Origin of the sequence: Leifsonia sp. 2MCAF36 (genome assembly GCF_052115525.1) — a bacterium.
Classification (GTDB): Bacteria; Actinomycetota; Actinomycetes; order Actinomycetales; family Microbacteriaceae; genus Leifsonia.
The window spans coordinates 232,892-246,491 of sequence record NZ_JBFRGV010000002.1 but is presented as its reverse complement, the minus strand read 5'-3'; the positions used below and the strand labels follow the sequence as shown (position 1 = coordinate 246,491).

12 protein-coding genes and 1 tRNA gene are annotated in these 13,600 nt (G+C 69.8%); 6 read left to right on the top strand and 7 right to left on the bottom strand.

Annotation, left to right across the window (positions count from 1 at the left end):
• The first annotated feature begins 116 nt into the window (after positions 1–116).
• Positions 117–189, top strand: a tRNA-Val gene (locus AB4079_RS04685).
• Positions 190–191: 2 nt separating this feature from the next.
• Here AB4079_RS04685 and AB4079_RS04680 read toward each other — a convergent pair.
• From AB4079_RS04680 to AB4079_RS04655, 6 genes are all read right to left on the bottom strand, one after another.
• Positions 192–836, bottom strand: a complete 645-nt coding sequence (locus tag AB4079_RS04680; protein WP_441786125.1) for a GNAT family N-acetyltransferase — start codon at positions 834–836, stop codon at positions 192–194.
• 39 nt (positions 837–875) lie between these two features.
• Positions 876–1,187 carry a type II toxin-antitoxin system PemK/MazF family toxin gene (locus AB4079_RS04675; protein ID WP_441786263.1) on the bottom strand — a complete coding sequence of 104 codons (312 nt, stop codon included), beginning with the start codon at positions 1,185–1,187 and terminating at the stop codon, positions 876–878.
• 109 nt (positions 1,188–1,296) lie between these two features.
• A complete protein-coding gene (locus tag AB4079_RS04670; protein WP_441786124.1) occupies positions 1,297–2,607 on the bottom strand; it encodes an ammonium transporter in 1,311 nt (436 codons plus the stop codon).
• A gap of 116 nt (positions 2,608–2,723) precedes the next feature.
• Positions 2,724–3,998, bottom strand: a complete 1,275-nt coding sequence (locus AB4079_RS04665; RefSeq protein WP_441786123.1) for an ammonium transporter — start codon at positions 3,996–3,998, stop codon at positions 2,724–2,726.
• Between the two features lie 202 nt (positions 3,999–4,200).
• Positions 4,201–4,635: a SufE family protein gene (locus AB4079_RS04660; RefSeq protein WP_441786122.1), complete on the bottom strand. Its 435-nt coding sequence runs from the start codon at positions 4,633–4,635 to the stop codon at positions 4,201–4,203.
• Between the two features lie 65 nt (positions 4,636–4,700).
• Positions 4,701–5,618, bottom strand: coding sequence for a sulfurtransferase (locus AB4079_RS04655; protein WP_441786121.1), 918 nt, complete (start codon positions 5,616–5,618; stop codon positions 4,701–4,703).
• A 150-nt stretch (positions 5,619–5,768) separates the two neighbouring features.
• Here AB4079_RS04655 and zapE point away from each other — a divergent pair, with 150 nt between their 5' ends.
• On the top strand, positions 5,769–6,824 hold the full coding sequence (zapE, locus tag AB4079_RS04650; RefSeq protein ID WP_441786120.1) for a cell division protein ZapE: 1,056 nt from the start codon (positions 5,769–5,771) through the stop codon (positions 6,822–6,824).
• 112 nt (positions 6,825–6,936) lie between these two features.
• On the opposite strand, the gene AB4079_RS04645 is transcribed toward zapE, so the two are convergent.
• A complete protein-coding gene (locus tag AB4079_RS04645) occupies positions 6,937–8,211 on the bottom strand; it encodes an alpha/beta hydrolase family protein (RefSeq protein ID WP_441786119.1) in 1,275 nt (424 codons plus the stop codon).
• A 101-nt stretch (positions 8,212–8,312) separates the two neighbouring features.
• Between AB4079_RS04645 and AB4079_RS04640 the strand changes: the two genes are divergently transcribed.
• From AB4079_RS04640 to AB4079_RS04625, 4 genes are all read left to right on the top strand, one after another.
• Positions 8,313–8,924 carry a DUF3000 domain-containing protein gene (locus AB4079_RS04640; RefSeq protein ID WP_441786118.1) on the top strand — a complete coding sequence of 204 codons (612 nt, stop codon included), beginning with the start codon at positions 8,313–8,315 and terminating at the stop codon, positions 8,922–8,924.
• Positions 8,917–10,113: an HRDC domain-containing protein gene (locus AB4079_RS04635; RefSeq protein WP_441786117.1), complete on the top strand. Its 1,197-nt coding sequence runs from the start codon at positions 8,917–8,919 to the stop codon at positions 10,111–10,113. The genes AB4079_RS04640 and AB4079_RS04635 overlap by 8 nt, the downstream gene beginning before the upstream one ends.
• Before the next feature lie 72 nt (positions 10,114–10,185).
• Entirely contained in the window at positions 10,186–11,394 is a 1,209-nt protein-coding gene (locus AB4079_RS04630) for a thiolase family protein (protein WP_441786116.1), read from the top strand.
• Positions 11,395–11,400: 6 nt separating this feature from the next.
• Positions 11,401–13,539 carry a 3-hydroxyacyl-CoA dehydrogenase NAD-binding domain-containing protein gene (locus tag AB4079_RS04625; RefSeq protein ID WP_441786115.1) on the top strand — a complete coding sequence of 713 codons (2,139 nt, stop codon included), beginning with the start codon at positions 11,401–11,403 and terminating at the stop codon, positions 13,537–13,539.
• The last annotated feature ends 61 nt before the right edge of the window (positions 13,540–13,600 follow it).

The following is a 13,600-nucleotide window of genomic DNA, read 5'->3' as shown; positions in this document are numbered from 1 at the left end:
CGATCCCTGGGCGCAAGACAAAACCGGTTACGCCCGCCCGGGTGTGTCGTTCGGAGGGGCCGCGTCGATGTGCATCCGGGCCCGTGAGTCGGCTAGTATCGAATCTCGCGAGCCCCGGGCGATTGGCGCAGTTGGTAGCGCGCTTCCTTCACACGGAAGAGGTCGTCGGTTCGAGTCCGGCATCGCCCACATCAGAGAAACCCCCGGTCCGCCGGGGGTTTCTTCGTGGGTGCGGTGACATCCCGCCACATCGTGCTGACCGGCGCACCGTCGATCACCGACCGGAAGCGTCCCACCACCCGGTAGCCGGCACGCTTGTAGCGGTGGTCGTTGGCCGGGTTCGTCGATTCCAGGTAGGTCGGGAGCCCGTCCGCGTCGAACCGGGCGAGGGTCTCGGTGAGCAGTTGCTGGGCGATGCCACGGCCGCGGTGGTCGGGATGCGTCGCCAGCAGGCTGAGGTACATGTGCGGCGTCTCGTGCGGGTGGGTCTGCTCGAACAGCGTCCACAGGCGCCGGTAGGCGTCGAACCGCTCGGGCGTCAGTGTCCGCTGTATCAGCGCATCCGCCTCCCGTTCTTGCGCCTTGGTCAGTTCGTCGGCGCCCGGCGGGATCCAGAGGGCGACGGTGGCCGCCTCGCCGTCGGGGCCGTCCCGCAGAAACACCGTGCGGTGCGGGATGGCTCCCTCGGCGAAGAAGCGCCAGAAGGTCTTCAGGTGCCCGGCGCCGCCGTCCGCCGCCTCGAGGGCGGGGCCCCACACCGGGTCGTCGCGGAAGGCGAGCGCCAGGGTGGCGGCGATCGCGTCCGCGTCGTCCGGACCGGCGATTCGGGTGTCCATACCGGAACTGTAGCGATCGCCCCCGACGCCAATGGCGGCCTACCGCCAGCCGTAGCGCGACGCGAGCGCATCGCGGACCACACCGAAGCGACGGGCGTCCAGCGCGGCGGCCTCGCGGCGCATCCCGGACTGCTGCACTCGGAAGACCCGGTCCAACCGCACGAAGCTGGGTCGGCGGCGGCCGTCCCAGTCCCCCGTCCCGATGGGCAGGTATTCGGGTCGGCCGGTGTGCTCCTGGCTGGTCAGAGCGACCGCGAGCACCGAGCCGGAGGGTTCCGCTGCGACGACGAGCACCGGGCGGTCCTTGCCGCGGCCGTCCGCCTCCTCGTAGGGCACCCAGGTCCAGACGATCTCGCCGGGGTCGGCCGTGCCGCCGACGCTGGGGTTGTAGGAGGTGCGGATGCGGCCGAGCGTGCGCGGGTCGACCTGCCGCGTGATACCTACGCCGGAGCGGCCGGGCTCAGCGAGCGGGCCCGACCTCCGGGGGGTCCGTGACGGTGCCGGAGACCGGCGGCGCGACGGTGCCGGCGCCCGCGACGGGCGGAACAGTGCGGTCAGGGCGGACAGGACGCTTCTCAGGGATGCCACGAGCGGCACCATAGCGGATGCGCGTCAGCCCGACGCTGAAGCGCAGCGCCAGAGCGATCAGCAGCGACATCGTCGTCGCGTACAGGAGCACCGCCATCCCGGCGATCCCCTGTGCGATGAACAGGTCGAAGTTGCCGCTGTCGATCATGCCGCCGCCGCTGGCGAAGAGCCCGGGGAACAGCAGCCCCACGAGGCCGCCGACGGTGGTCACGACGCAGAGGGTGAGCGACGGCCCGAAGCGGGCACGGGCGGCCAGGTCGACCATCGTCGCGCACGCCAGCGCGGACAGCGCGCCGACGAGCATCGCCCAGCCGAGCGTCAGCACCCCGGAGGCCGCGGTCACCGAGACGAGTCCGGCGAAGGAACCCCAGAGCGCGCTGCCGAGGGTCGGGCGGCGGAGGAGGACCGCATCCACCAGCATCCACATCAGCACGCCGGCCGCCGACGCCACGAACGCGCCGACGGCCATGAGCGACGCGTAGGCGTCGAGGGCGCCCTCCGAGCCGACCACCAGTCCCAGCCAGCCCACCCAGACGGCCGCCCCGCCGAACGCGACCAGCCCCGGGCGGCTCGCCTGCGTCGGCTGGCGCTCGCCACGGCCGCAGGCGAGGAGCACGCCGATCGCGCTTCCGCCGGCCGCGATCACGGGCAGCGCTCCCCCGAAGTCGACGACCTGGAGCCCGGCGGCCGCCCAGCCGTCGTCGAGCGACAACACGCCGTACGCCACCGGGCTGACGACGAGGAGCAGCCAGACGACGGAGAAGACGATCCACGCGCGCAAGGTCAGCCGCGACGAGACGGCCACGGCGACGACCGCGGTGCAGAGCGCGAGCACGGCGATCACGTAGCCGGCATGCGCGGCAGGATACGGCGACGAGGCGGCCGGGTCGGTCCCGCTCAGCGACGCGAAGCCCGGGTCCGGAATCCCCAGCAGGTGCGGAATGAGGGGCGCGCCCGCCACCATGCCGTACCCGCCGAGGGCCGACAGCAGGATCGTCGCCACCGCACCCAGCGCCACGAAGCGGAAAGCGCGCGCGGCGCGAGCTCCGCCCGACAGCCCGCCGACGAAGAACGCCAGCCCGAACGCAGCAAGGAGGACGAGAGCACCGCAGAAGAACAGCAGCAGCGCATCCACCTGGTCCGGCGTCGCCTGCGCCAGGGTGCTCGCTCGCCCGGGGATCACGGACTCACCCTAGCGACGACGCCGGGCACGACGGTGCCCGGCGCGGTCGAACCACATGAGAACGGGGCGCCGCCCGCAGGCGACGCCCCGTCTCGTGTCGGGAATCGAGGTGACGATCAGACCGTCTCGAGGGCGTAGCCCTCTTCGCCGTGCACCGCGGTGTCGACACCGGCCAGCTCGTCCTCGTTCTTGATGCGGAAGCCCATCGTCTTCTGGATGGCCCAGCCGATGGCGTACGCCAGCACGAACGAGTAGAGCAGCACCGCGAAGGCTCCGAGTGCCTGCACGCCGAGCTGCTGGAAGCTGCCGCCGTAGAGCAGGCTCGAGAACGGCTTGGAGGCGTCGCCGTCCACGTGGGTGAAGCCGAAGAAGCCGATCCACAGGGTTCCGATGATGCCGCCGACCAGGTGGATGCCGACCACGTCGAGCGAGTCGTCGAAACCGAGGCGGAACTTTAGGTCGATGGCCAGGGCGCAGACGGCGCCCGCGACGACGCCGAGGAGGATCGCCCAGCCCGGGGTGAGGATGTTACAGGCCGGGGTGATCGCGACCAGGCCGGCGACGGCTCCGGATGCTGCACCGATCGACGTGGGCTTGCCGTCCTTGACCTTCTCCACGATCAGCCAGCCGATCGTCGCGGCGGCGGGGGCCGCGAGGGTGTTGATCCAGGCGAGGGCGGCGACGCCGTCCACAGCGGCCTCGGAACCGGCGTTGAAGCCGAACCAGCCGAACCACAGCAGGGCTGCGCCGAGAAGGGTCAGCGGCACGTTGTGCGGCTTGTTCATGCCCTTCTGGAAGCCGACGCGCTTGCCGAGCACCAGGGCGAGGGCAAGGCCCGCGGCACCCGCGTTGATGTGGACCGCGGTGCCACCGGCGAAGTCGTTGACGTGCAGGCCCGCGACGATCCAGCCGTTGGAGAGGTTGAACACCCAGAACGCGACCGGGAAGTAGACGACCGTGACCCAGATACCGGCGAACACCATCCAGGAGCTGAACTTGGCACGGTCGGCGATGGCACCGGAGATCAGGGCGACCGTGATGATCGCGAACGTCGCCTGGAAGCCCGCGAATGCGAGACCGCCGAGGTCGGGGGTGATGCCGTCCTTGCCCATCAGGCTGGAGAGGAACCAGTCCGGCGTGCCGAGGATGCCCTTGATGGAGGCCGGGCCGAACGAGAGACCGTAGCCGTACAGCACCCAGAGGACGCCGACCAGGGCCATCGCGCCGAAGCTCATCATCATCATGCTGATGACGCTCTTGGCACGGACCATTCCGCCGTAGAAGAAGGCGACACCGGGCGTCATCAGGAGGACCAGGGCCGCGGCGACGAGGAGCCAGAGGGCGTTGACCGTCCCTGCCTCCGCGTATTGCGCTGCAGTGTGGAGCACCATGCGAATTGTTACCTCTCTGTGCAGTGCCCCGCGGGTGACGCGTCCCGATCCGGGTGGGGGGCGCTTTCGGGGTGGAGCCAGTCTCGGACGGAGAGGTTTCCGCAGAGGGTTTCCCGTGTTTCGCGAGTGTTACGCATTCCCGCCTCGTGTAAACACTGTGTTTCGGGATGCTCCCGAAGTGCTCGGCAGGGGTACCGGCGCGTCAGGCGGCGAGCTTCTCGCGCACCTGCCGTTGTGCGCGGCCCAGCAGAGCCGACATGCCGCGGAGGCGCAGCGGCGACACGGCCTGCGTCAGCCCGAGGGTCTGCGGGTAGTCGTCGGGCACGGCGAGCACCTGATCGGCGGTCAGGCCGGCGAGACCCTGGACGAGGATGGAGGCGAAACCACGCGTCGTCGGCGCCTCACGCGGTGCCGTGGCGAACAGGTGGACGATGCCCTGCGCATCCACCTCGACGAAGATGAACACCGGCGCCTGGCACTCCTCCACCCGCTCGAGCAGGTCGGGGTGGTCGCGGTAGCGGTCCGGCAGCTCGGGCAGTTCGTCCGAGAACTCCAGCAGCAGCTGGAGCCGGTCGTTCTGCTCCAGCGCCTGGAAGTCGTCGCGGATTTCGGCGAGCGCGCCCGTCAGTTCGGCCATACTCCAAGCGTACGTCTGTTTGCGGGACGCGTTCCGCGAGCAGGGACCTCAGCGGGGCAGGGACCTCAGCGAGCCGGGACCTCGCCCGGCTCGGTGCCGGTGGCGATCGGGACGCGCACGGCGGATCCCCACTCGGTCCAGGAGCCGTCGTAGTTCTTCACGTTCTCGAAGCCGAGCAGGTGGGTGAGGACGAACCAGGTGTGGCTGGAGCGCTCCCCGATCCGGCAGTACGCGATGACGTCGTCGCCGGGCTTCAGGCCTGCGCCGTCGAGGTAGACCTGCTCGAGTTCCGCGCGGCGCTTGAACGTCGCATCCGGAGCCGCCGCCTTGGCCCACGGCACGGACTGGGCCGACGGGATGTGGCCGGCGCGCAGGGCGCCCTCGGTCGGGTATCCGGGGATCTCGGTCCGCTCTCCGCTGTACTCCTCCGGCGAGCGCACGTCGATGAGCGCCGCTCCTCCCGAAGGAACGAGCCCGAGGTGGGCGAGCACGTCGTCCTTGAACGCACGTTCGACGGTGTCGTCGCGCTCGACGACCGGGTAGTCCACCGGGGTCACCGTCACGGCGTCACGGGTGAGTTCGCGGCCTTCCGCGATCCACTTGTCCCGTCCACCGTCGAGCAGGCGCACATCCTCGTGGCCGAACAGGGTGAACACCCACAGCGCGTAGGCCGCCCACCAGTTGTTCTTGTCGCCGTAGATGACGACCGTGGTGTCGCGGGCGATGCCCTTCGAGCCGAGCAGCTCGGCGAAACGCTCGCTGCTCACGTAGTCGCGGACGACAGGATCGTTGAGGTCGGTGTGCCAGTCGATCTTCACCGAGCCCGGGATGTGGCCGGTCTCGTACAGCAGCACGTCCTCGTCGGACTCCACCACCACGAGTCCGGGTTCGCCGAGGTGCGCGGCGAGCCAGTCCGTGCCCACCAGGCGCTCGGGGTGCGCGTAGCCGGCGAACTCGGGCGACGGGTCGGTCTCGATGGTCATGCTGATGTGCCTCCAGGCGTCGGTTCAGGAAGTGGTCCACATCGCGCGCGCTAGGCTTGGGGAGGCCTGCGACAGCTGCGGATCCACCTCCAGCGTAGGCGGCCGCGAGCGGCCACGGTAAGACTTCGACACAAAGGTGCACACCCCGCCATGACCCTCGAGCAGACCGACGCCCTCCCCCGCCTCGCCGACCGTTCGCCCCAGATCACGGGCGCCGAGATCGCCGCCAGCCTGGTGCCGCCGTCGCAGTTCGAGCACGCGACGTTCGAGTCGTACCGACCCGACCACGACTATCCCTCGCAGGCCGAGGCGGTGTCGATGCTGAAGCTGTTCGCGAAGACGTGGGAGCCGCAGCGTCCGGCCGGCCTGTTCAGCCGCAGCCGCCGCAAGGTGGAGGCGATGAAGCCCGGCGTCTACTTGGACGGCGGTTTCGGTGTCGGCAAGACGCACCTCCTGGCGGCCCTGTGGCACGAGGCGCCCGGCCCCAAGTACTTCGGCACGTTCATCGAGTACACGGCGCTCGTCGGGGCGCTCGGGTACGCGGGCGCTGTCGACCTGTTGCGCGGGTCCACCCTGATCTGCATCGACGAGTTCGAGCTGGACGACCCGGGCGACACCATGATGATGACCCGGATGCTCGGCGAGCTCGTCGCGTCTGGCACCCGCATCGCCGCGACCAGCAACACTCCGCCGAACGCACTCGGCGAGGGCCGCTTCGCCGCAAGCGACTTCCTGCGAGAGATCCAGTCACTGTCCGCCAACTTCGAGACCATCCGCATCGACGGGCTGGACTATCGTCGCCGCGACACCACGGGCAGCGCGATCACCGTCGAGCCGGACGTCTACGAGCGCATCGTGGCCGCCATCGCCGGCCGCGGAGAAGCGGTGACGAGCGACGGCTTCCAGGACCTGATCGCCCACCTGGCCACGGTGCATCCCTCCCGCTACATCAAGATGCTCGACGGTGTGGATGTGATCGGCCTGACCGGCGTGGAGGTGCTGCACGACCAGATGGCCGCGCTGCGCCTGGTCGCCTTCATCGACCGCGTCTACGACGCCGAGATCCCGGTGGTGCAGACCGGCGTCCCGCTGAGCGACGTCTTCGACGACGAGATGCTCGGCGGCGGCTACCGCAAGAAGTACCTGCGCTCCACCTCGCGCATGATCGCCCTCACCGCGGGCGAGCTGCCGCCGCACGACGAATAGCCGCCGCGCCGGCCGGGGTGACCAGTCTTCTTCGATAGAGGCGGCGGCACCTATCGTCGGAGAAGGAGGGCCGAATCTCCGACGCACCGCGGTGGCTAGGAGAAATCCACGGTCAGGCGGCCGGATCTCCGACGGAAGCGGCCGGATCTCCGACTGAAGCGGCCGGATGTCCGACTGAGGGGGCAGTGGCGGCGGGGGCCGCGGCCGGGATGTGGTCGGCCAGCCAGCCGGAGATGGCGGCGGTCCACTTGGCCTCGTCGTAGTTCCACAGCTTCGTGTGGAGGGCGACGTCGAACGACACCAGCGTGACGATGTCGCTGCGCGCCTCGGCGAGCGCCCGCGAGCCGGTCGACGGCACGAAGCCGTCGTCGTCGCTGTGCAGGATGAGCATCGGCAGCTGCAGCTCGGAGGCGCGGGCCACGAAGTCCATGCTGCGCAGGTCGATAGGGGCACCCTGGCCGGTGATCGGTCCGCTCCACTCCGACTCGATGAGGCGCATCGCCGCACGGGTCACCACATCCGGCAGCCGCAGCAGGTTGCCCTGGTACTCGAGCGTGTCGACCCAGTCGATGACGGGCGACTCCAGCACGATGCCGGTCACGTGCTCCAGCGCACGCGAGCGGGTGATCGTCTGCAGCACGACGGCGCCGCCCATCGACCAGCCCATCAGGACGACCGAGCGGGCGCCGTGCGCCACCGCGTACTCGATGGCGGCCTCGATGTCGCGCCACTCCGTCCCGCCCAATCCGTAGCGGCGGTCCACGCTCTCGGGGGCGTCGCCGTCGTTGCGGTACGACGCGAGCAGGCAGGTGAATCCGGAGTCGTGAAAGGTGCGGACGGCGCGCAGGCCCTCCTGGCGGGAGGCACCCCAGCCGTGCACCTGGATCACCCAGCGACCCGGGTCGACGTCGTCCGGCGCGGGGAAGATCCAGGCCGGAGCCTCACCGAGGTCGGTCGGGATGTCGACGCTCGTCACCGGGAGGTCGAGCTCCTCGGGCTGCAAGTAGTAGTAGCCGCTGATCCGGGCGCGGCCGGCACGCAGCTGCCCGAACTCGACGCGCTCCACCTCGCGGGTGACGGTTCCGTCGCCGCGTTCGATGAGGCCGCCGAGCTTGGCGAAGCTGGTCTCGCTCCCCCACCACAGCCCGAACCGGCCCGGCATGGATGCGTCGGGCGTCGCCCGCAGGGTCACGGTGCCGAGTTCCTCGTCGAACGAGCGGATGGTCTGGTTCTGCGGCCGGCGCCGCACCGGCGTGATGACCGTCCGCGCGACCCGCGTCGTCACCCACGCAGCACCGGCCGCGGTCGCCAGCACCAGGACCCCGGCGACGATCGCCGCCGTGCCGAGTGCCTTGCCGAACGCCGAACCCGTGCCGCTCTCCGCCATAGTGTGCAGCGTACCGGCGGCCGACCGGGCGTGCCCTCAGGACATCCTCAGGCGGCGTGCCTTACGGCCAGGACCCGGCAAAGGCTTCTAGTGTTCGAAGCGTGCCGACACCGACATCCCCACCGCAGAACCCGGCGGAGTTCGCCACGGCGCTGCAGTCCATTCGAGCCGCAGTGTCGCGTCCGGAGCTCGTGATCGAGGAGATCCCCGCGCCCGCGCAGCTCGCGCCGTACTCCGTCGCGCTCGCCGCCGACGTACGCCCGGCCCGGCACGGCAGCGACTCGGACCTCGGCACCGGACGCTTCATCCTGCTCTACGACCCCGACGAGCCGGAGGCCTGGGGCGGCCCGTTCCGCATCGTCTGCTTCGCGCAGGCGCCGCTGGAGACCGACATCGGGCTCGATCCGTTCCTCGCCGACGTCGCGTGGTCGTGGCTGGTGGATGCGCTGGATGCGCGGCACGCCCGCTACACGGCCGCGAGCGGCACGGCCACCAAGATCATCTCCACCGGCTTCGGCGAACTGGCTGCACAGGGCGACGGCTCGCAGATCGAGCTGCGCGCCTCCTGGAGCCCGCTGGAGTCCGACGTCTCGGCGCATGTCGAGGGCTGGGGCGAACTGCTCTGCATGCTCGCCGGCCTTCCTCCGACCGGCGAAGGGGTCAGCCTGCTGAGCGCGCGGGCGACCACGCCGAGGAAGACACCGCGTGGCTGATCACATCGTCATCGACACGCGCGCCGCCTACCTGGCGGCGGTCGAGCGGATCGCTGCCGGGAACGGCCCCGTCGCCGTTGACGCCGAGCGCGCCAGCGGCTTCCGCTACTCCCAGCGTGCGTACCTCATCCAGGTGTTTCGCCGAGGTTCCGGCACCTTCCTGTTCGACCCGCCCGCGGTCGGTCGCTTCGACGAGCTGAACGACGCCATCCTCGACGACGAGTGGGTGCTGCACGCCGCCACGCAGGACCTGACGTGTCTCCGCGAGGTCGGGCTCGACCCGTCGATCATCTTCGACACCGAACTCGCGGCACGCCTCCTGGGGCTACCGCGCGTCGGCCTCGGGACGGTCGTGGAGGAGCTGCTCGGCATCCACCTGGCCAAGGAGCACAGCGCGGCCGACTGGTCGACGCGTCCCCTCCCCGAGCCGTGGCTGAACTATGCGGCCCTGGATGTGGAGCTGCTGCCGGACCTGCGGGACGCCATTGCCGCGCTCCTGGAGGAAGCCGGCAAGGTGGACATCGCCCATCAGGAGTTCGCCGACGAGCTGGTGCGCGAGCTGGCGCCGGTGCGCAACGAGCCGTGGCGCCGGCTGTCCGGCATCCACTCCATCCGGGGGCTGCGCAACCTGGCCGTCGCCCGCGAACTGTGGCTGGCCCGGGATGCGCTGGCGCGCGAGATCGACACGGCGCCCGGGCGTCTGGTGCCCGACGCCTCTCTGACCGCCGCTGCGAAGGCGATGCCGGAGAGCAAGCGCGCCCTCTCAGCGATGCGGGAGTTCACCGGCCGCGCCAGCCGCACCGAGATCGACCGCTGGTGGGAGGCGATCGAGGCCGGCCGGCAGACGGACGACCTGCCGGTTCTGCGCGGCAACGGCGACACCCTCCCCCCGCCCCGTGCATGGTCGGACCGCAACCCGGACGCCGACGGGCGGCTCAAAGCCGCACGCATCGCGCTGACGGCGGTGTCGGAGGAGCGCTCGATCCCCCTGGAGAACCTCCTCACGCCCGAGACGCTGCGCCGCGTGGCGTGGACGCCGCCGGACGAGATCACGCCAGACTCCGTCGGCGAATCGCTCGCCGACCACGGCGCCCGGCCCTGGCAGGTTGCCGCTACCTCACAGGCGATCGCCCAAGCATTTGTGGAAAGTACCCAAAGCGCCGACGAGGGGTCCGAGCCCGTTTCGTAGGAAGGATCAAACGATTCTTTCGTGCACAACGGTGTACCTAGGATCGTTTCCGACCTTGATTTGGGAGGCACTGTGGCCGAGAAGAACGAAGTCGTGTTCGTCGACGGAGTCCGCACTCCGTTCGGGCGGGCCGGCGAAAAAGGGCAGTACTGGAACACCCGCGCGGACGACCTCGTCGTGAAGGCGATGATCGGACTGCTCGAGCGGAACCCTGAGGTGCCCAAGGACCGGATCGACGATGTGGCGATCGCCGCCACCACCCAGCAGGGCGACCAGGGGCTCACCCTCGGCCGCACGGCCGCACTCCTCGCAGGCCTGCCGAAATCGGTCCCCGGTTTCGCGATCGACCGGATGTGCGCCGGCGCCATGACCAGCGTCACTACGCTCGGCTCCGGCGTCGCGTTCGGCGCGTACGACCTCGTCATCGCAGGCGGTGTCGAGCACATGGGCCGCCACCCGATGGGCTTCGGCGCCGACCCCAACCCGCGCTTCCTCTCCGAGAAGATGGTCGCCGAGGACGCCCTGAACATGGGCATGACCGCGGAGCGCATCCACGACCGCTTCCCCGCACTCACCAAGGAGCGCTCCGACCGCTTCGCGATGCGCAGCCAGCAGAAGCTCGCCGCCGCCTACGAGGCCGGCAAGATCCAGCTAGACCTGGTGCCGGTCGCCATCCGTTCCGAGTCCGGCTGGGGCCTCGCCACGCAGGACGAGGGGATGCGCCCGCAGACCACCATGGAGGGCCTCGCCACGCTGAAGACCCCGTTCCGCCCGCACGGGCGCGTGACGGCCGGCAATTCCTCGCCGCTCACCGACGGCGCCACCGCCTCCCTCCTCGCCTCGCACGACGCGGTGAAGGAGCTGGGCCTCACGCCGAAGATGCGCATGGTCAGCTTCGCCTTCGCGGGCGTCGAGCCGGAGATCATGGGCCTCGGGCCCGTCCCGTCCACCGAGAAGGCGCTCCGCAAGGCAGGCCTGACCATCGACGACATCGGGCTGTTCGAGCTGAACGAGGCGTTCGCCATCCAGGTGCTGTCGTTCCTCGACCACTTCGCGATCGCCGACGAGGACCCGCGCGTCAACCAGTGGGGCGGCGCGATCGCGATCGGCCACCCGCTCGCCGCGAGCGGGGTCCGCCTGATGATCCAGCTGGCCGCGCAGTTCGCCGAGCACCCCGAGGTGCGCTACGGCATCACCGCGATGTGCGTGGGCCTCGGCCAGGGCGGCACCGTGATCTGGGAGAACCCGAACTACGACAAGCGCGCTGCGCGGAAGGGCTGAGCCTCAGTGACCGACTACAGCACCATCGACTTCAGTCCGCTCGAGAAGATCACCGACGACGAGGTCGTCACCCACTCGTTCGTGAAGGACGTACGGCTCCCCAGCGGCAAGACCCTCGCGCTGGTCACCCTCGACAACGGCCGCGACCACACCCGCCCCAACACCATGGGGCCGGCGACGCTGCTGGAGCTGGGTCGCACCTTCGACGCACTCACCGAGCGCGCCGCCCGCGGAGAGATCGACGCCGTGGCCGTGACCGGCAAGCCGTTCATCCTCGCCGCCGGTGCCGACCTCAGCCGCGTCGGCGACATCCCGAGCGTGGAGGTTGCCAAGCTGCTCCCCCAGCTGGGCCACTACGTCCTGGGCAAGCAGGCGACCTTCGGGGTCCCCTCGTTCGTCTTCACGAACGGCCTGGCGCTCGGTGGCGGCGTGGAGATCGGCCTGAACGCCGACTACCGCACCATTGACCGCAATGCGGCCGCGTTCGCCCTTCCCGAGGTCTTCCTGGGCCTCATCCCGGGCTGGGGCGGTGCGACCATCCTGCCGAACCTGATCGGCATCGAGAACGCGCTCAAGGTCGTCGTCGAGAACCCGCTCAAGCAGAACCGGATGCTGAAGCCGCAGGAAGTCTTCGACCTCGGGATCGCCGACGCGATCTTCGACTCGGCGAACTTCCTGGAGGACTCGCTGCTCTGGGCCGACAAGGTCCTGACCGGGTCCGTCGTCGTGAAGCGACCGAACGAACCGGGCAAGATCGAGCGGATGGTCAAGTGGGACGCCGCCATCGGGATCGCCCGCAAGATGCTGGAGTCGCGCATCGGCACCGTTCCGAAGTCGCCGTACAAAGCCCTCGACCTGCTCAAGGCCGCCAAGGCGAACGACCGCGCTGGCGGCTTCGAGCTGGAGGACGACGCGCTCGCGGAGCTCATCTCCGGCGACCAGTTCCAGGCCAGCATCTACGCCTTCAACCTGGTCCAGAAGCGGGCAAAGCGTCCCGCTGGCGCCCCCGACCGGAAGCTGGCGAAGAAGGTCACCAAGATCGGTGTGATCGGCGCCGGCTACATGGCCAGCCAGTTCGCCCTGCTGTTCGTGCGCCGCCTCCGGGTGCCGGTGGTCATCACCGACCTCGACCAGGCGCACGTCGACAAGGGCGTCGCCTACATCCACGACGAGATCGGCAAGCTGCAGGAGAAGGGACGCATCTCCCCCGACGAGGCGAACCGCCTGCGCGCGTTGGTCACCGGCACGACGGATAAGGCCGACTTCGCCGACTGCGACTGGGTCATCGAGGCCGTGTTCGAGGAGCTCGGCGTCAAGCAGGACGTCTTCGAGCAGGTGGAGCAGTACATCTCCGACGAGGCCGTGCTGGCGACCAACACCTCCTCGCTCTCCGTGGAGCAGATCGGCGCCAAGCTGAAGCACCCTGAGCGTCTGGTCGGCTTCCACTTCTTCACGCCGGTCGCGGTGATGCCGCTCATCGAGGTGGTCAACACCCCGCAGACCGACGAGGCGACGCTGTCCACCGCCATGATGACCGCTGCCGCGCTGAAGAAGAACGCCGTCATCACAGCGGACACCCCCGGTTTCGTCGTCAACCGCGTGCTGGCGAAGATCCTCGGTGACGCGATGCACGCGGTCGACGACGGCACGCCGTTCGAGGTGGTCGACGAGGCCATCGCGCCCCTCGGCCTCCCGATGGCGCCGTCCGCCCTCCTCGACCTGGTCGGGCTGAAGGTCGGCGCGCACGTGCTCGACACCCACCACGCGGCCTTCCCGGACCGGTTCTACCGCTCCGAGAACCTCCACAAGCTGGCCGAGTACGGCACGCTGCTGGAGAAGGACGCCAAGGGCAAAGTGAAGGGCCTCGACAAGGGTGCGGCGAAGATCGTCTCCGGCGGCAAGAACCCGTGGACGAAGGAGCAGATCCTCCGCACGCTGGAGGACGGCCTGGCCGACGAGATCCACCGCATGCTGGCGGACGACCACGTGGTCGAGGCGCCGGAGGACATCGACCTGTGCATGATCCTCGGCGCCGGCTTCCCGTTCCAGATGGGCGGCATCACGCCGTACCTCGACCGTGTGGGAGCGTCGGAGCGGGTCTTCGGCGACACGTTCCATCACCCGCTGGTGAAGGGCGTCGCGTAACGCGCATCCACCGTTCACCCCGTCTCCGTTCACACAGAAGGCCCGTCCCGGTTCCCCGGGG

Bases quoted from the DNA above. Each gene is read 5' to 3' on its own strand.
- AB4079_RS04680 (WP_441786125.1), bottom strand. From the start codon at position 836: ATGGACACCCGAATCGCCGGTCCGGACGACGCGGACGCGATCGCCGCC.
- AB4079_RS04665 (WP_441786123.1), bottom strand. From the start codon at position 3,998: ATGGTGCTCCACACTGCAGCGCAATACGCGGAGGCAGGGACGGTCAAC.
- AB4079_RS04660 (WP_441786122.1), bottom strand. From the start codon at position 4,635: ATGGCCGAACTGACGGGCGCGCTCGCCGAAATCCGCGACGACTTCCAG.
- AB4079_RS04655 (WP_441786121.1), bottom strand. From the start codon at position 5,618: ATGACCATCGAGACCGACCCGTCGCCCGAGTTCGCCGGCTACGCGCAC.
- zapE (WP_441786120.1), top strand. From the start codon at position 5,769: ATGACCCTCGAGCAGACCGACGCCCTCCCCCGCCTCGCCGACCGTTCG.
- AB4079_RS04645 (WP_441786119.1), bottom strand. From the start codon at position 8,211: ATGGCGGAGAGCGGCACGGGTTCGGCGTTCGGCAAGGCACTCGGCACG.